This window comes from Methanobacterium sp., assembly GCF_016217785.1.
Classification (GTDB): domain Archaea; phylum Methanobacteriota; class Methanobacteria; order Methanobacteriales; family Methanobacteriaceae; genus Methanobacterium.
Genome location: NZ_JACRGA010000027.1, coordinates 202967 through 219266 on the forward strand (window position 1 = coordinate 202967; position 16300 = coordinate 219266).

17 protein-coding genes are annotated in these 16300 nt (G+C 36.5%); 4 read left to right on the forward strand and 13 right to left on the reverse strand.

What is annotated here, in order from left to right:
• Window positions 1-18 precede the first annotated feature (18 nt).
• Window positions 19-3735 carry a PAS domain S-box protein gene (locus HY987_RS12460; RefSeq protein ID WP_292759289.1) on the reverse strand — a complete coding sequence of 1239 codons (3717 nt, stop codon included), beginning with the start codon at window positions 3733-3735 and terminating at the stop codon, window positions 19-21.
• 480 nt (window positions 3736-4215) lie between these two features.
• On the opposite strand from HY987_RS12460, the gene HY987_RS12465 reads away from it, so the two are divergent.
• Window positions 4216-4752 carry a hypothetical protein gene (locus HY987_RS12465; protein WP_292759451.1) on the forward strand — a complete coding sequence of 179 codons (537 nt, stop codon included), beginning with the start codon at window positions 4216-4218 and terminating at the stop codon, window positions 4750-4752.
• Window positions 4753-5142: 390 nt separating this feature from the next.
• On the opposite strand, the gene HY987_RS12470 is transcribed toward HY987_RS12465, so the two are convergent.
• Genes HY987_RS12470 through HY987_RS12480 form a run of 4 tightly spaced genes read right to left on the reverse strand, consistent with a single transcriptional unit; the run spans window position 5143 to window position 7041 of the window.
• Window positions 5143-5742 carry a hypothetical protein gene (locus tag HY987_RS12470; protein WP_292759292.1) on the reverse strand — a complete coding sequence of 200 codons (600 nt, stop codon included), beginning with the start codon at window positions 5740-5742 and terminating at the stop codon, window positions 5143-5145.
• A 38-nt stretch (window positions 5743-5780) separates the two neighbouring features.
• Window positions 5781-6737, reverse strand: a complete 957-nt coding sequence (locus HY987_RS12475) for a prenyltransferase (protein ID WP_367146914.1) — start codon at window positions 6735-6737, stop codon at window positions 5781-5783.
• A gap of 38 nt (window positions 6738-6775) precedes the next feature.
• On the reverse strand, window positions 6776-6871 hold the full coding sequence (locus HY987_RS12775; protein WP_367146915.1) for a VOC family protein: 96 nt from the start codon (window positions 6869-6871) through the stop codon (window positions 6776-6778).
• Window positions 6872-6915: 44 nt separating this feature from the next.
• The gene (locus tag HY987_RS12480) at window positions 6916-7041 is read right to left on the reverse strand and encodes a hypothetical protein (RefSeq protein WP_292759295.1); all 126 of its coding nucleotides are present in this window, start codon (window positions 7039-7041) and stop codon (window positions 6916-6918) included.
• 339 nt (window positions 7042-7380) lie between these two features.
• Here HY987_RS12480 and HY987_RS12485 point away from each other — a divergent pair, with 339 nt between their 5' ends.
• Window positions 7381-7539: a hypothetical protein gene (locus tag HY987_RS12485; protein WP_292759298.1), complete on the forward strand. Its 159-nt coding sequence runs from the start codon at window positions 7381-7383 to the stop codon at window positions 7537-7539.
• 335 nt (window positions 7540-7874) lie between these two features.
• Here HY987_RS12485 and HY987_RS12490 read toward each other — a convergent pair whose 3' ends face one another.
• The 8 genes from HY987_RS12490 to HY987_RS12525 all read right to left on the reverse strand — a co-directional run bounded on the left by HY987_RS12490 (window position 7875) and on the right by HY987_RS12525 (window position 13818).
• Window positions 7875-8774, reverse strand: coding sequence for a class I SAM-dependent methyltransferase (locus HY987_RS12490; protein WP_292759301.1), 900 nt, complete (start codon window positions 8772-8774; stop codon window positions 7875-7877).
• 218 nt (window positions 8775-8992) lie between these two features.
• Window positions 8993-9781: a TetR/AcrR family transcriptional regulator gene (locus HY987_RS12495; protein ID WP_292759304.1), complete on the reverse strand. Its 789-nt coding sequence runs from the start codon at window positions 9779-9781 to the stop codon at window positions 8993-8995.
• A 462-nt stretch (window positions 9782-10243) separates the two neighbouring features.
• Window positions 10244-10561: a hypothetical protein gene (locus tag HY987_RS12500; protein ID WP_292759307.1), complete on the reverse strand. Its 318-nt coding sequence runs from the start codon at window positions 10559-10561 to the stop codon at window positions 10244-10246.
• A gap of 49 nt (window positions 10562-10610) precedes the next feature.
• Window positions 10611-11219, reverse strand: a complete 609-nt coding sequence (locus HY987_RS12505) for a hypothetical protein (protein ID WP_292759309.1) — start codon at window positions 11217-11219, stop codon at window positions 10611-10613.
• A 136-nt stretch (window positions 11220-11355) separates the two neighbouring features.
• On the reverse strand, window positions 11356-12147 hold the full coding sequence (locus tag HY987_RS12510) for an EFR1 family ferrodoxin (RefSeq protein WP_292759312.1): 792 nt from the start codon (window positions 12145-12147) through the stop codon (window positions 11356-11358).
• 5 nt (window positions 12148-12152) lie between these two features.
• Window positions 12153-12785 (reverse strand): 4Fe-4S binding protein, encoded by a 633-nt coding sequence (locus HY987_RS12515; protein ID WP_292759315.1) that lies wholly within the window; start codon window positions 12783-12785, stop codon window positions 12153-12155.
• A 15-nt stretch (window positions 12786-12800) separates the two neighbouring features.
• A complete protein-coding gene (locus HY987_RS12520; protein WP_292759317.1) occupies window positions 12801-13388 on the reverse strand; it encodes a TetR/AcrR family transcriptional regulator in 588 nt (195 codons plus the stop codon).
• A 193-nt stretch (window positions 13389-13581) separates the two neighbouring features.
• Entirely contained in the window at window positions 13582-13818 is a 237-nt protein-coding gene (locus tag HY987_RS12525; protein ID WP_292759320.1) for a hypothetical protein, read from the reverse strand.
• A 107-nt stretch (window positions 13819-13925) separates the two neighbouring features.
• On the opposite strand from HY987_RS12525, the gene HY987_RS12530 reads away from it, so the two are divergent.
• Window positions 13926-15575, forward strand: coding sequence for a radical SAM protein (locus HY987_RS12530; protein WP_292759323.1), 1650 nt, complete (start codon window positions 13926-13928; stop codon window positions 15573-15575).
• Window positions 15576-15703: 128 nt separating this feature from the next.
• Window positions 15704-16198, forward strand: a complete 495-nt coding sequence (locus HY987_RS12535; RefSeq protein ID WP_292759326.1) for a hypothetical protein — start codon at window positions 15704-15706, stop codon at window positions 16196-16198.
• Window positions 16199-16300: the final 102 nt, after the last annotated feature.

A 16300-nucleotide genomic window follows, 5' to 3' on the forward strand; every position in this document is an offset into this window, starting at 1 on the left:
AAAATTGGTATTATGAGGTTAAATCCTATCTTGGTACTCTAACTCCTTAAATATTATAGTAAATTTGGTACCATGACTTTTATCAAGCTTGATATTACCATCTATTTGTTTAACTAAACTATTTACCAGTTGCAATCCTAATGATTCTGTGTTTTCAAAATTCAGTTCTTTTGGAAATCCTATTCCGTTATCACTGATAATAAGCTCATATTTATCATCAACAATTTTTAGTGACAGGTTTAATTCTCCCTCCCCCTCAGGGAAGGCATGTTTTAGACAGTTGGAGACAAGTTCGCTAATTATCAATCCGCAAGGCACTGCAGTCTCAATATTTAATCTAACCTCTTCTACCTCTATCGATGGTTTAACTCGGTCTTTTCGAATGTTATAGGAGTAGAATAACTCCGAAATCAATCTTTCGATGTAATCATCAAATTGGATGTTGGTGAAATCCTTGGACTGGTACAGTTTTTCATGGATCATGGCCATGGACTTAACCCGGTTCTGGCTTTCTTTTAAAACATCCACCGCTATCTTATCATCATGAACATGGTGAGTTTGAAGATTAAGCAAACTGGAAATAATTTGCATGTTATTCTTCACTCGATGGTGGATCTCTTTAAGTAAAACCTCCTTTTCCATAAGTGAAGATTTCAACTGATCAGTGGCAATCTTTCTTTCTGTTATATCCGTGGCAATCACCAGAATAGAGGTAAGTTTCCCCTCTTTTTCCAATGGAACCATCTGTGATTCAATCCAACTGTAACCACCGGTTTTGTTAATGATCTTACACTGGAAGGCGTGAACATCCTCTTTTTTTATTGCCAGAGATAGATTTTCAATATGTAAATTAGCATCTTCTTCAGGGAAAAGACCCAGATCTGTGAATTTCTCATCAATTAAGTTTTCTTTAGATAGACCTGAGAAATTGAGGGTAGCATCATTAACATCTAAAATTACACCATCTAACCCTACCAGTACCATGTAATTAGGATCTGATTCAAAGAGGACCCTATACTTCTCTTCACTATCAAGCAATGCTTCTTCCATCTCTTTACGTTCTTTGATGGGGTGAGTGGTGACCACTACCCCATCTATGCCCGGAACATTCATCATATTCTTAGAGACAGATTCAACTGGAAGGTATTCCCCATCTGCTTTCAGGATTCGAAACTCAGTTGGAATACCAGGGTTCCTCTTTTGAAATACTTCCTCCAGATCATGTGCAACCCTTTCTTGATCATCAGGATGTATGAAGTCCATGGGATTTTTCCCAATGAAATATCCTTCAGAGTATCCCAGAATACGTTCTGAAGAAGGAGAATCAAAGATGATTTGACCTTCCTCATCCAGTATACGGATAAGATCCGTGGAGTTATAAATCAAGGAACTGAATGTTTCTTCCCTTTTTCTAAGGGCATCTTCAGCCTTTTTCTGTTCTGTAATGTCATTAATGATTGAGAATAACATAATCTTATCCCCATATTGCATCGGAGATGAAAAAACTTCAACAGTACGTATTTCACCACCCGCAAGTTTATGAGGGAATATAAAGTATTCCCCTCCTTTAATTACACTTTCACGGGCTTTGCGAATTTCTTCAGAAGGTAACTGATTAATTTGGTCAAGATTCATGGATCGGAGCGTACTCAGATGATAACCATAAAATTTACTGGCTGCGTGGTTAGCATCAACAATCTTCCCTGTTTTTGGGTCAATTAAGAGCATAACTGCATTATTCTGTTCAAATAGCATTCTAAATCTTTTTTCACTGTTTTCGAGTGTTTTTTCGGCAAGTTTAAGGTCGGTGATATCGGTGTGTGTGCCAACCATTCTCTTTGGTTTGCCTTCTTTATCATATTCCACCACCTTTCCCCTGGTGAGTATCCAACACCATTTACCATCCTTTGTTTTCATGCGGAATTCAAGGGAGTATCCTTCACCTTTATCAATATGATCCTGTATTTTTTGCTCCACTTGGCCAATATCATCAGGATGGACCAGGGATTTGAAGGATTCGTAGGATCCTGGGAACTCTTTATAATGGTAGCCCAGCATCTGGTAGTAAATGGGACTAAAGTATGCCTTTCCAGTCAGGACGTTCCAGTCCCAGAGCCCGTCGTTAACTGCAGAAATAGTTAATGCATATCGTTCTTCACTTTCTTCCAGGGCTTCCTCAATCATTTTTATGTCAGTTATATCCTGGTTAACACCATAAAGCTTCCTGGTGTGGCCTTTTTCATCTTTTTTAGCCCTGAACCAGGTTCTCACCCAAAAAGTTTCCCCATTGGATCGGATTAGTTTTCCTTCAACTTTGATTTGAAAGAAGGGGTCAGATGATGTTATGGCCTGCTGGAATGCATCGGTCAGTTGTTCATGGAAATCAGGATGAACAAAGTTTTGGGCAAATAAATCCGCGCCCATCTTATAATCTCCAATATCATCTAAATCTATTCCATGCAGTTTGTAGAACCTTTCATTGAAAGTGAAGGTGTTGCTGGGAATATCGTATTCCCAGTAAGCCATTTTAGAAAGACTCAGAGCTTCTTCACTCCGATTATAAAGTTTTCTGAAATCCATTTCATTCTTTTTACGCATGGTAATATCACGTGAAACCCCGTGAAATCCATAAAGCTTTCCTTCATCATCCCGGATACCACTTATAACATTTTCCAACCAACGGGTTGAACCATCTTTATGGTAATATTCCAATTCAATGTTAATTGTACGGTCAGTGCCAGGCAGGCCCTGCTTTTCAAGCATCAACTCATTTTTCAAGATCTCCTGAATCTGGAACATTGATTTGGGAGTTACTTGTTCATTTACCTGCTGTTTCATTCTTTCTTCGGGAGTAAATCCCAGAACCCTCTTGATTGAAGGGCTTACATAGGTGGTCTGTAGTTCCATGTTCAGGGTCCAGACAATATCATTCATCTGTTCGGTTAAAAAACGGTAGCTTAATTCACTTTCCTTTAGAGCTTTCTCTGTCTTTTTACGTTCGGTTATGTCCTGGAATATGCAGTGTGTTTGTTTAAAATTCCCTTGAACATCATATCCTATTTTTCCTTCAAATGAGACAGGGATAGACGAACCATCTTTACGTTTCATTTGAAATTCTACCCCATGGATTTCACCTGCAGCTTTAAAGCGTGAAAAGTTTTGTTTAAAATGATCAACGTAATCTGGTGCTAAGAAATCTGAAAAATGTTTCCCAATAACTTCATCCATATTATAACCCAGGGTATCAAGCCAGGACTGGTTAACCTCTAAAAAATATCCATCTACATCCAGAGAGTGATATGGAAGGGGTGCTTCATTGTAAAGTGTTTTAAACCTTTTTTCACTTTGTTTTAGCTCTTTTTCCATCTTTTTTTTGTAAAGAGCCAGCTCAACCGTGAATTTGAGTTCTGTTTTATTGAACGGTTTTAAAAGGTAGCCGTATGCATCAGTTAACATGGCCTGTTTTACAACAGATTCCTTAGAATGAGCAGTTAAAAAGACAACTGGTATGTCTAATTCTTTAATCTTTGATGCTGCATCAATACCGTTTTTTTCTCCCTTTAAAACAATATCCATCAAAATAAGATCAGGCATGATATTAAAGGCTTTTTCCACAGCCTCCTCACCACTGGAAGCTATGTATGGAACTGAATAACCAAAAGACTCCAAAGCACGTTTAATATCCATGGCCTCTATGCTTTCATCTTCCACAATTAAGATTTTTACATCAACCATTCTCACCAGCCAAGAATAAGTTTGTATGCAATCCTATTAATTATTTAGGAAAAAAATTTAGGGTGTTATAATAATGGCCGGGCAGATGTGGTGGTGTGATAACGTCAATTTTTAATTAGTGAATAAAATAAGGCATAATTATGAAAAATAGTCAGATAATGGCAAAAATCATTCAACTGAACCCAAAAAGCGTTTCCTGAAAAAAGGCGTGAAATACGGGATTATTTTAAGAGGAAATGAAACTTGGGTACAAAACGGGTTGAATTTGGGAAAAATTCTTTTTATGACCTTTTCTAGAAAGAATATAATCCCGTAATCAGTATTTAATAAACCGGGTTTATAAGTCCAAATTCAAAAACTAAAAAATTAACAGGCGAAACTGTGTGTGATAATTGAATTATTGAGCCCAATTAAAATATGAAAATTATTTAAAACTCCATAGAGGTTTTTACCATCATCTGTAAAGATTCCAAATTGAATATGAAAAATATTTTAAGATTCATCTACAAAATCAGCGCATTAATAACCCCATATCTAAGTTTTGTTTTTGTTATAATCTTTTTAGTGCCATGGATTATTGGTAAACTCCAGTTGCACAATTCTGATGAGGTTTTAGTTCTCATTGAGGTTTTTGTTTTAAGTTCAGCCACACTATCACTTTTAACCTTCACCTACATCGCGGCATTGAGTGATCTGCATGAAAAGGTGAAAAAATCTATGGTAATAGCCGGTGAAGCCTTTTTCATCTCCACGGTTCAGTTTATTGTGGGTTTAGGTCTTTTTTTACTGGTGAACCTCATCATGGACCACTCTGTAGGTTCCTGGAACCTTAATTTAAACTTCAGCATAGGTGGAGTGACTTACGTGATTCTTTTATTAATGCAGGTTATTGGAGTCTATGAAGTAGCCTCTGCTTTATCAAAATTTTTAAAAGGAGTATTTGAGGTTTATAAATCATTCCGAGTTTTTAAAAAGCCACGTTTGTATGTGTTTTTAAGTGAAAAATTGAAGGACTAAAAATATATTCTAAAAAAACGATGAGTATCAAATTTCCTTGACATCAATGAGTATACATAGATTATTTAGAATTAGATTTCATTTAAATTTATTTGGAATTAGATTCATTTAAAATCCTTATACCAACATTTACTTGCTCCCCTGTATTTTAGGGAGTAAGAAGCTGCGTAGGATGATCTAGAAGATTGTCTTTATTATATAGTGATGTTTTAAGAAGATAACCCTAAAATATTAGGTAATAAGTCACAAATATTAACCCATTAAAACAATTTGTTCATGAAAACATAATATATATAATTTATATTAATTTTATTCACAAAAACAAGATTTTATTATAACCCCCGCAGATACCCCTGTGGGATGTGAATTTAGATAAAAAAATAGGGTTACTCATTCTGCATCTTTTTGCACTATTTCTATTTCTTTATAAGCCTTTAAGCGAGATTTTTCAGCGGCGGCAAAGTCAGAACTCTCATCTAAATTTAATAGGTGTAAAAAAATGGTTTTAACATTTTCTAAATGTGTTTTAATTTTTTCAGGGTCTTGATTTGATTCGGGTCTTTTGTCACGAAAGATGACATTTTCAATGGAAGCCGTTACTGCATAACCCTCAGCTGCTGAAGGAATCAACTTTACTGCATGCCACAATTTATAGGGTGTTATTTTATGGATTTCTTCATTACTGGCAACATTTTTGACCCTGTTTTTAATATATTCCATACAGTTCAAACCATGAGAAATCCGGTCCATCACCACTTGGCATTCATCCGAGGAGATATCAGAGTTTTCAACCCTAATTTTTGCTAATTCTAACCGGGCAATGGTTTTATCCGCGCTTGCCATGTAATATTTCTTATTTTTTTCAGATACAAGATATAAAGGTTTTTTATCATGATGATCCAGATACTGGGTGATGAGGATTGTTTCGATTCCAGGCAGGGTGCGGTAGGACATGCCCCCTGCATTTTTCTCTTTTTCTGGGTGATTCATTTTAAAACACTGGTCCTTTTTTTTAAACTGGTCCTTTTTTAAATCAAGTAAATAAAATAGGCATTAATCATGATTATGAAAATAGAGAGGGATAACAGATTATAATTCACCCATTTAAGGGCAGATTTTCTATTAACTACTTTTTTCCTGGCGCTTAATATTCCCAACCCCAGGGGGACCAATGAAAAAATGACTAAAAGACCCCAATTGATAGTGGGGAGGTTTAGATTAACCAGGGGCATGAAAATGAATGATAATGTTGCCATTAATGCAGCTATGGCACCTATTATAAACCCAAACTGACGACCGTAAGTTGCTACTGCTGTTTTTTTACCCCCAAAACTATCGGCTTCCATATCTGGTATCTCCACATTGATGATAAAAAGCAGTTCATATAGCATAAGTGGTATAGTAAAAATAAGGAAAACTGCATCTAATCTTCCCATCAAAATCACATAACCGATCCCTGGTACTATGAACCCTGTTAAAACCGTTGCAAATTCGCTTAATCCACGATAAGATAGTCTGAGTGGCGGGGCTGAGTAGTACCATCCCAGAAGGTTCCCGGATAATATCAGCAAGAAAAATGATACTGGTAACTGGAAAATGATGGTGGTTATAATGGCCAGGGTGATGGATAATCCCATAAGAGCCAGGGCGAAGTTTTTAGAAAATTTCCGAAGCTCGGGATTGGTAACCAGAACCCCACTTCCTCCTGAAAAGCGGGTGGGTTCCTGAAATTTGTCCACCTCCAGGTCGAAATAATCATTGCTGTAAGAAACAGATAGATGTGCAGTGAATAAAGCTGCATAACCCATTATAAACTTGATCAAACTGAATTCTGCATTTGATAAAAGCGCAAGCAACGCTCCGGTGCAAAAGAATAAAAACCCTCCAAAAACAAATTGTAAGCGCCCGAGCCTGACAATTTTTAGGATAGTGTTGAAATTCATTTGTTTGTTTGAAATAAGTCTAGTTAATATGGATTTTTCCATTTATACATGCAGAGAAAAAAATGAATTGTCTTAAGGGGCTACTCCATCTCTGGTTCTATTATTACCAATACATTGCCATCTGTATCCTCAAATGCAGCCCTTATACCCACACCAGGAATAGCCTGTTTTTCCATTAACATCTTTCCCCAGGCATCTTACAATCTTCTGAGCATATTCCTCAAAGGAATCCACCAATGGTATTTTTGACCATTTCACCCATTTCTTTGGACATTATAGCTCCATTAATACCAGGCTCATCATCTTCTCCAGTTGTTACCAGCCAGTAGTCAAAAGGCCCTTCCATTTATGGATTTTCCATCCAAAAACTTTTCTATGAAACTCGATTGCTCTTTCTGGATCCTCTGCCCGGTATTTTAAAATGTATAATCTTGGGCATGTTTATTCAACCCCCTATTTCCCCATTGAATTGATTATATTTATGATTTTCAGATGATTTAAAATAAATGCAGGAAGCACATGTTGAAAATAAGGGAGCATATTTTGGTCATAAAGTAAGGATTGAATCCGGAAAGGCATAGTTTCTCTGACAATACCCCCTAATTAAGGAGGGAATAAGTTAATTAATTCAAAGATCAATAAATTATATGTAGAAAAAATGATTGAAATATAAGGGGGTGAAATAATGGAAACTGTTCAGATGAGCGGTGGCGCGATGTTAGTGCTTGGGATTATTATCGCAATCATTATCGTGCTAATACCAGCCTTCATATACATATATGCTTGGTTAGCAGCAATACTTTTAATCATTGGTGGCCTTGTAACCGTAATGCAAGGAAGATAACTCCAGTTATAATCGTGAAACCTTTAAAATCCCTTATTTTTTTTTATCCTGCTTATTATAAATTAAAGAAGAATTTTTTGAAGTTGATGGATTTCTGTGGTTGTACCATACTTATTGTTCTATGAATCGTTTAGACAATTTTGATCCAGTTTATTTTCGAGTTTCAGAATCATTATTATTTACAAACGCTGAAACAAAAACTCGTGAAGACAACTCTCGGACATTCGAACACTTGGAAGAAAAAAAATAGAACAATATGGGCATGCTCACAGCCTGCCAAGATTTTTGCTTATATCTTTAAATAAATAATTCAATATTTTATCTTATTTCTATTATTATTCGATTGTTGCTTGTGCGAAGTATAGAAGTTCACAAACATTCCTGTTTTCGTTTTTACCATGGAAATATGCTTTTTTATAATCTTCACTGGTTACATTTTGTATATTTGAGAATCCAAAAGTACTTAGGAATTCCTCGAGCTCACCATCTTTGATTCCGAATTGGAATGGTTCTCCTTGTTGTATTGCAAAGTTTCTGATATCTTGTGCAATCTTCAGTTTATTGGTTCCATCAACTACAGATTCCGGGAAATAATCAAAAATCACGGCACTGCCTTTGCCAGAATTCTCTGCGATAAAAGAAAGTGTTTCAGCGACTGACTTAGGGGTAATATACATGATTAGTCCTTCCATAATGAAAAGAGTCTTCAATGATCGATTATAACCTTTAGAAAATAGTTTTTCACTGAATGTTTCCTTTTCAAAATCAACAGGCACAAATACAACATGCTCCGGGATAGAACCAAAGATTTCCTTGATTTTCTCCATTTTAAAAATCTGAGTACCTGGATGATCCACTTCAAATACTTTAACTTTTTCTTTCAGTTCTTCGATTCTATAAGCTCGAGTATCATATCCAGCACCAAATATAACCAACTGTTCAAGCCCGTTTTCGATCAATTTTTTCGCAAAATCATCGAAATACCTAACTCTGGCTACAATTGAACCAGAGTTATTTTCGACAGTTGTATTTGCCTCATCCCGATGTTTAGCAGCGTATTCCAATATTTTGGGATTTATAAAATGGATAGCATATGGATCATAACAGATTCGTTCAGCTTCAAGTTTAGATGATTCATAAGCCCTAATCATAGCAATTCCTTCGGCCATTTTTGCTGGCCCTTTCCTATCTGCATAAATTTTAGTTTCATCTTGCTTATACTCATTTTCTACCATATTTTTCAACTCCCTTAATGACATCGTGTTAGTAATGACACTATGTTAGTAATGACATTGTGACATTTACTATTTAAAGTCTTTGGTTAAATAAAAAATGAAAATATTAAAAATAACATTTAAAAAAAATAAATCAATTATTAAAATGTTTTCAATTATTAATATAACTTAAAAAATAATTTCATGTATAATAAGATTGTATTATTATCGGTTCGCTGTTATTTTTGCTTATTGCATATTATATTATCCATGAAGTCATTGACATCTACTAAAAATTTATTGTGATTGATTCCTTGGATTTTTAGTAACTCTTTAAGGTCGTTGGGCATATTATCAATGTTAGTTGTGATCAATGTCAATAAAACAGTTACTTCAACAGAATTCACATCCGGTTTTATTATGCCTTCTTTTTTACCCTGTTCTATTGAGCTACAAAGTATATACAGCATTTCATGGCGTAAAAGGGTAATTTCATTTAAATATTCACTGACTGTGAATTTTGGTGTCAGAATACCGGGAGTAACATTACCATTACTATGCTCTAACTTTTTCATATACAATTCTTCAAATCTTTTTTTATACTCATCATAGAGCTTACTGTGGGAAAAGGCTTCTATTTTATATTCTGCAGGTTCAATATTAGCTAGATCAAACCGTCCTGACAGTAAATAATTGTAAGCTTGTAGATAATCAGAATGTTCTTTTGCAAATTCGTAATATGCCTTTCTAAATGCTGTAAGTTTTTTATAACCAGTTTTTACTTTCTTAACTTCTTCTTTGATCATTTTATTCCGGATTCGGATTCCACGAAGGACAATAGCAAAGAATAATTCTTCCTTGTTCTCAAAATATAGATAAATTGTAGATCTACTGAACTTCACTTCTTTGGATATATCCTTCAAAGAAACATTTTCATAACCTTTAGAGAAGAATAACTTTTCAGCTGCATTTAATATATCTCTTCTTCGCTTTTCTTTTTCCAGTTCGCTCCTAGCTACGAGTGACATTATCTTTATCCACCTACACTCTACAATCACTTTATAATTATGTAATTACTTTAGTAAATAACTTTTAGCAAATAATTTGTTCCACCAACACAGTTAAACACACTTTCAATTAATACTCAAAAGAAAATGAGAGCAAATGAGCCATAAAAGACACACAACAACGAAATAAGGTACATCAAGACAGCCGGACACTCAGCGAAACAGCAAGCACGGGTAGTAAATGGCAATGTTAGTGTTTATCTATTGTTTTTGTTTGAGTTTTTATGTGTTGTGAATATTTTATTCTGACTGGATAACTAATAATTTTCCTTTTCCTTGGATAAACTAAAAAATACACCGTAATATCAAAGATTACATATATCAAAAGTGACAATTAATGATAATTATAAATAAGCACAAAATCAGCCGAAAAAACGCTAACCCACACTAAGAGAACTCTTTTTTATCTTGTAAGCTTTCAGTTTAAAAATCAGGATCTTCCGCCGTGAAGAACCAGTACAATGCTTCATTGCCTTTTTTCTTATCCCTGATTTCATCCATGAGTTTGATCTTATCTTCAAACTCGTCCCGGTATTCTTCCTGAAACTTATTCCACCGCTTTGGGTCTTCAGATAGCCAGTTTCCTTCATTTTCCTTTGTATATCTCAGCAATGGCATTTTTTGTGGCTTTTTATTGGAACTGGATCTACCCCTAGACCAGATTCGACCCACCATTTTCTTGAATTTATTCTTCCGCTGTGGGAAGTGGTGGGACCCTGTAGTATCGACCGTATCTACCATGTTACCCCTTAATCATATTTGTAGCGATTCATAGTATATTAATATTATCTTAACATCGCTCCAGAAAACACTTGGCCATGTTGCGGGTCTTGGGACTTTTACTATCCCCCTGGGATTTTACATAATTTTCAATAAGTTCCTTATCCTCTGCTTCAGGGTAAATTTTCCCCAGGGCCTCGATAGCATAGGCCTTTATGAGTTCCTTCTGCTTACCCTGGTGAATATCATCAATACTCATGAGTATATCCACAATCCGTGATCTGAGTTTGGGCTTGTTATGGGCTATCACACTGGAGTTTAAAGCCACATGAGACGCGGTCATGGCTTTATCCCCCGCCAGTACCCCATAGTACTCATCGAATGCCTCTTCAAACTTATTATCCTTATCAATACGGGTTAAGCTGGATAATATGTAGATGGCTATGTATTTATGGTAATTGTTGGGACTCTGGAGCATTTCCTGGAAGTAATCCCATTCAGAGTATAGGAAATCTGGATCTTCCTCGGCTATGATCTGCATGGCCTTGAAACTATTCTGTCGGATGGTGTTGTCCTTGGATCGCACCCCCTCCTTCAGTTCCTGGAAAAGTTCCTTGTCATTCACTGCCTCTCGGGCCAGCCCTCCCACATCCATGTTTTTCTCATTTAAATTTGGCATTTTAGAATCCCCCTCCGGGATTTATTAAAAAAATGGTTTGAAAAATTTTAGTTTGGTGTTTAGTTCAACCATGGCATCTGGTTTAGTTTAATACTGTTAATCCCTGTTTAGTTTAATTCTATTTACTTTAATACTGTTAATTTATTTTTAGAAATTCTTTGGCCTTAACTGCCCGATAAGTTTTCCCCTTGTAGTTGCAAGGGCAGGAGATAGCACCACGAGGACATAAAGACGTACACCTTAAACAGTACTCACAGTTAAAACCATGCTCCGGATAATTTCCTTCCCCCATGGTTATGTTGTCCACTGGGCAGAGCTTTACACATATACCACACTTGCGGCATTCTTCATTATCTGTTTCCAGGCGCAGTAGTTTCTGGTTGAGATTGGATTCAGTGATCTTCAAACCGGCAATGGAGGTGTAGTAGACTGCATCAGAAAGTACCGGGACTCTTCCCCATTTTGATTTCCCACCTATAATGTCCAAAGCATATTCTTCTGCCTTTTGTAGTCCTTTTTGAACCTTTTCCTGGCAGGTTTTCTCATCCTGAATGTAGAATATGTTGGGAGGCATTATTATTTCTTTAGCTCCTATGGGATTGTATCCTTTCTTTTTAACTATTTCATGTACTGGACCCACTATACCCCCTGAAAATCCGCCCAGGGTGTCCACCATGAATATCTCTGTATCCTGGTCAGTCTCGGGAAGTGCCCTGATGAACTTCCAGACCAGGTTGTAGGTGGATAGTTCTGCTATGGGAAATCCCAGGCCAATGATATGCTCTAAATTAACATCTTCCGGTTTTGATTCTTCTATTTTGTGCAGGTTCACCAGGATGCCTTTTTTCTGGAAGGTTTCCTGCATTTTTTTAACCACAAGTAGGGTGTTGCCGGTTCCAGAGAAAAAGTAAAAGTCCACTATTTTCATTTTTTCTACCTCTTTTTGGGGATGCCAAAAGAATATTTTATGGCTCCTTTGGGACATGAATCCACACATTTTCCACATAAAATGCATTCAAAGTCATGCATATCTCCACCCAGTACTTTTTCTTTCACATCAAGACTCATCGGACAGTTTTTACATAATCTGCACTCTACACACAATTCTTTATTGGCTTTCAGGTGAAGTGATGGCCATCTGAAGAAATTCTTTATCTTGGTTCCTATAATCATGAATGGGGCTATGAAACAAAAATAATGACAGTTGGCTCTTTTACCTGCAATTATGGCGATTATAATTGTTGTGAAGATAATTCCGTAGTAAATAATGTATACGAAGGGTTCTGAAATGGAAACTCCATATTTTGTCATGAATAATGGATCAATTGTGGTTAATCCACTGGCCATCACTGTCAGGATGGCTATGGTGGCAATCCATGGGATAAAAAAGAAGTATTTAATCCAGTTATATCTTCCACCCCTTGTTTTTCCATCATTTATTGAAAAACAATATTCTTGAACTCCTCCAGTAGGACAGGCCCATCCACAGAATGTTCTACCGAAAAATAGGGATAAAATAGATATGAGTAATGTTGTATTTCGGATTTTCTGTCTTTTATTATTCATGGTAAACCCCTATATTTAGATCGCAATGGGTGTGATGAATTTTTCCTCAAAATGATGAACAACATCTTCCAGAATTAGGCCTTCATCGAATATCATGTAACTTAAAACACCGTCCAGTGCAGCCATCAGGGTTATGGCACTAGTCCTTACATTGTGTTCTTTGAATTCACCCTGCTGGATTCCCATGGTGAATGCACCTTCAAAGAATGCCATATAATCTGCGGTGTACTGTTGGTAGTACTTTAATAACTCGGGTTTTTCCAGCATTTTTGCAATTGAAAGGAACAGGAAAGCTGTTTCTTTGGGATGTTCCAGCCAGTAACGAATGTAGTTTTCCATGTAGTGCAGGATTCCCTCCTTAACTGAAGTGCATTCTGAAGCAGAGGTCATTATTTCCCCAACTTTCTCACTTATTTTATCATTGGCAAAGATCAACACCATGTCTTTGCTAGGGAAGTAGTGATAAAGTCCGCCTTTACTCACCCCTGCTTTTTTAGCAATAGCATCCATTGTAGTGTTTTCGTAACCTTTTTCCAGGAAAACTTCAATTGCTGCCTGTGTTATCTCATTTATTCTTTTTTCCCGGGGTTTTCTTGGAACCATCCTAACCTCCTACAAACCGACCGTCGGTTTGTTATTTTTTTATTGAAACTCATTTAATATAAACCTACGCCCAAATATCCACCTAAAAAATATAGCCCTTAAGGTAGAATTTCAAAAAAAATGGGCGGATGATAAACTAAATACAGATGATAACTAAATTAAAAAAATTAATGGAAAATAAATTTTAAAGTAGTTAAATTATTCCGGTAATGCCCATTATTCCCATTATGAGTCCTGCAGCCACTCCTAAAAGAGCCACTGCCATTATGGCTTTGCTCGGGTATTTGTAGGTGAAAAATCCCAGTAAACCAAAGTTACAAAACAGGAAAAACTGCCAGGGATCGTTGGCTGTGAATCCAGTGAACCCCAGAAACCCCATGAATCCTAAAAATCCGAGCATCCAGTACTGTTCCTCATTTTCTTTCATCATCAACATCCTCCCTCGAACTTCTAAAACCTATTATTATGTGCATGTAATTCTATATTAATACTAAACATAAAATATCCGATTTAAACACCTGAATAACCTGGGTTTACATGAATGAAAAGAGAAAGGGAAAGGTCCTGCTGGTGGGGGCAGAAGACGAAGAAAACCTGGCCATCAGATATTTAGGAGCTGAACTCCAGAAAAAAGAACATACCATTAAAATTGCCCCATGCTCCAATAATAATGATTTTTCAGGAGTTTTAAAGGAATTAAAATCATTCCATCCTGATATGGTGGCGGTTTCAATGGCCTTCCAGTCCCTGGCCCCCATGTTCCTGGAACTTATCCACAAAATAAAAGAAACCAACCCCAAAGTGCATGTGACTGTGGGTGGGCATTTTCCCACCTTTGAATTTGAAGAGATACTGAAAGACGAGACTATTAACTCTGTTATTCGTTTTGAGGGAGAAATCCCTATTTCAAAATTGATTGATGCCCTAGCCAATGATAAAAACTTATCAAAAATCCCCAACTTAGTCTATAAATTTACTGAGGGCAACCCAATAATAAAAGAGAACACCATCATTGCCGAATTCCCTGATTTGGATAATTTACCATTCCCGCTGCGTAATAAAAAGCCCCATACGCGATTGGGTGAGAGATTTGCCACCCTCATCACCAGCCGGGGATGTTTCCATTCCCGGTGCATTTACTGCTGCATAGGTGCGTTTCATAAACAAAAAACAGGACTCCCTTATTCATTAAGATCTCCGGAAAATGTTGCCAGGGAGATGGGAGAACTTTATCACCACCATAAAGTGAGATTATTCCAGTTTCATGATGATAATTTTCTTTTACCCACCAAAAAAAGCTCTCACACCCGTTTAAACTCCTTGAAAAAATCATTACTAAGGGAGGGAGTGGAACTGGAGGATATTGCACTCTTGATTAAAACCAGGCCCGATGGTGTTGATCAGGAGATCTTGACTCTTTTAGAAGAAATGGGAACTGTGGGTGTGTTTTTGGGGGTTGAAAATGCAAGTGACAGTGGACTAAGAGCCCTGGCCCGGTCTTCGACTGCAGATGAAATTAATCATTCCCTGAAACTCCTGGAAGATTTTAATATGGGTGTTACTTTTAACCTGTTGATGTTCCATCCCCGGGCCACCCTGGACGAGATCAACGAAAACATCTACTTCATGAATAAGAATAAAAATCTGGCCTTTGATTTTGGGCGGGCAGAAATTGTAGCCGGCTCCCCACTGGAACGGATGGTTAAACGTAAAGGGCTTTTAAGGGGCCAGTGGCCCCACTGGGATTATAGAGTTCAGGATGATGCCGTGGAGAAGATGTTCCGCCTCAACACCCTTACCTTTTACCAGGAAAACTCACCATACCCTGAATTATCCCATAAACTCATCGCATTATCCTATCGTTCCAACTTGCTCCAGCATTTCTATCCCGGCAAAAAATCAGCAAAATTACAAGATGAGACACTTAACCTTATCATGGACACCAATGAATTCACTCTCCAATCCTTACTTGGAATATACAGTTTGGTGGCCGAAAGAATAATTGAAGATGATATAAACAATTTATCCCAAGAAATGAATGTTTTTTACGAAAATTACGCAAAAAAGGCATCTGAATTGGCTGAAAAAATGGGGAGGTTTCAGCTGTTGGAGAAAAAGTTTCAAGAGAGGGGTTTGGGTGATTATTTTCAAAACTCGCCTACCCTGGGCCGGATATTCCGGATTTAATCATATCTTAAGAAATATTTAATCCTTAAAGGAACAGGATTATGCTGTTAAACATTCTTCCTCAATGCGTTCTTAAAAATTAATGCAGTTCTTAAAAATTAAATACAAACAAAGATAAAGAACTAGTTATGGTAAATATCAGGGAACTGCTTTATCCTAACAAGTTCAAGGTAACCCTATTTTTATTGTTAGCCATTCCCTGTATCACCCTTATAACTGTTCTACTGGGCACTAACTACAATTATTATAATTATTATCCTCCCCACTTCACCTATCCTTTTTTAATCAGCTTATTCCTCTTTCTGGCGATTGGTCTGGTGTTGAGTTATATATTAAGCAGTTCTATTGACCATTTCATCCCTAATGAGAAAATAAAAATTAGTATTGCCATTATTTCTGGTATGACATCAATTATTATTGTTTATATCTTTTATAAGATGGTTACAGAGCCCATTATCTGTGACCCGGTGCATATTCCTGCTAACAACCAAACAGTGTGTGATCCGGTACACCAGCCTATTCAGGGAAAAAGTTACAACATCGAGGTTTTAGATGGTCTTGATGTTGATAAATCTTTAGTTGAAGATTCATTAACAGAATGCATCCGGAATTTGAAGTCTTAGTCCGATTTATTTTAATCCTATCTCTATGAAATATTTCAAAATAAAAGAGTTCTATTTCAAATAAAAATTTAAGGATATTCCAAGTAAGATTAAAGACATCAG

Excerpts from the sequence above, each read along its gene's own strand:
- HY987_RS12515 (WP_292759315.1), bottom strand. The coding sequence starts at position 12,785 with ATGAATAATAAAAGACAGAAAATCCGAAATACAACATTACTCATATCT.
- HY987_RS12465 (WP_292759451.1), top strand. The coding sequence starts at position 4,216 with ATGAAAAATATTTTAAGATTCATCTACAAAATCAGCGCATTAATAACC.
- HY987_RS12505 (WP_292759309.1), bottom strand. The coding sequence starts at position 11,219 with ATGCCAAATTTAAATGAGAAAAACATGGATGTGGGAGGGCTGGCCCGA.
- HY987_RS12525 (WP_292759320.1), bottom strand. The coding sequence starts at position 13,818 with ATGATGAAAGAAAATGAGGAACAGTACTGGATGCTCGGATTTTTAGGA.
- HY987_RS12520 (WP_292759317.1), bottom strand. The coding sequence starts at position 13,388 with ATGGTTCCAAGAAAACCCCGGGAAAAAAGAATAAATGAGATAACACAG.
- HY987_RS12475 (WP_367146914.1), bottom strand. The coding sequence starts at position 6,737 with ATGGAAAAATCCATATTAACTAGACTTATTTCAAACAAACAAATGAAT.
- HY987_RS12500 (WP_292759307.1), bottom strand. The coding sequence starts at position 10,561 with ATGGTAGATACGGTCGATACTACAGGGTCCCACCACTTCCCACAGCGG.
- HY987_RS12530 (WP_292759323.1), top strand. The coding sequence starts at position 13,926 with ATGAATGAAAAGAGAAAGGGAAAGGTCCTGCTGGTGGGGGCAGAAGAC.
- HY987_RS12490 (WP_292759301.1), bottom strand. The coding sequence starts at position 8,774 with ATGGTAGAAAATGAGTATAAGCAAGATGAAACTAAAATTTATGCAGAT.
- HY987_RS12510 (WP_292759312.1), bottom strand. The coding sequence starts at position 12,147 with ATGAAAATAGTGGACTTTTACTTTTTCTCTGGAACCGGCAACACCCTA.
- HY987_RS12460 (WP_292759289.1), bottom strand. The coding sequence starts at position 3,735 with ATGGTTGATGTAAAAATCTTAATTGTGGAAGATGAAAGCATAGAGGCC.
- HY987_RS12535 (WP_292759326.1), top strand. The coding sequence starts at position 15,704 with ATGGTAAATATCAGGGAACTGCTTTATCCTAACAAGTTCAAGGTAACC.
- HY987_RS12470 (WP_292759292.1), bottom strand. The coding sequence starts at position 5,742 with ATGAATCACCCAGAAAAAGAGAAAAATGCAGGGGGCATGTCCTACCGC.
- HY987_RS12485 (WP_292759298.1), top strand. The coding sequence starts at position 7,381 with ATGGAAACTGTTCAGATGAGCGGTGGCGCGATGTTAGTGCTTGGGATT.
- HY987_RS12775 (WP_367146915.1), bottom strand. The coding sequence starts at position 6,871 with ATGGAAAAACAGGCTATTCCTGGTGTGGGTATAAGGGCTGCATTTGAG.
- HY987_RS12480 (WP_292759295.1), bottom strand. The coding sequence starts at position 7,041 with ATGGAAGGGCCTTTTGACTACTGGCTGGTAACAACTGGAGAAGATGAT.
- HY987_RS12495 (WP_292759304.1), bottom strand. The coding sequence starts at position 9,781 with ATGTCACTCGTAGCTAGGAGCGAACTGGAAAAAGAAAAGCGAAGAAGA.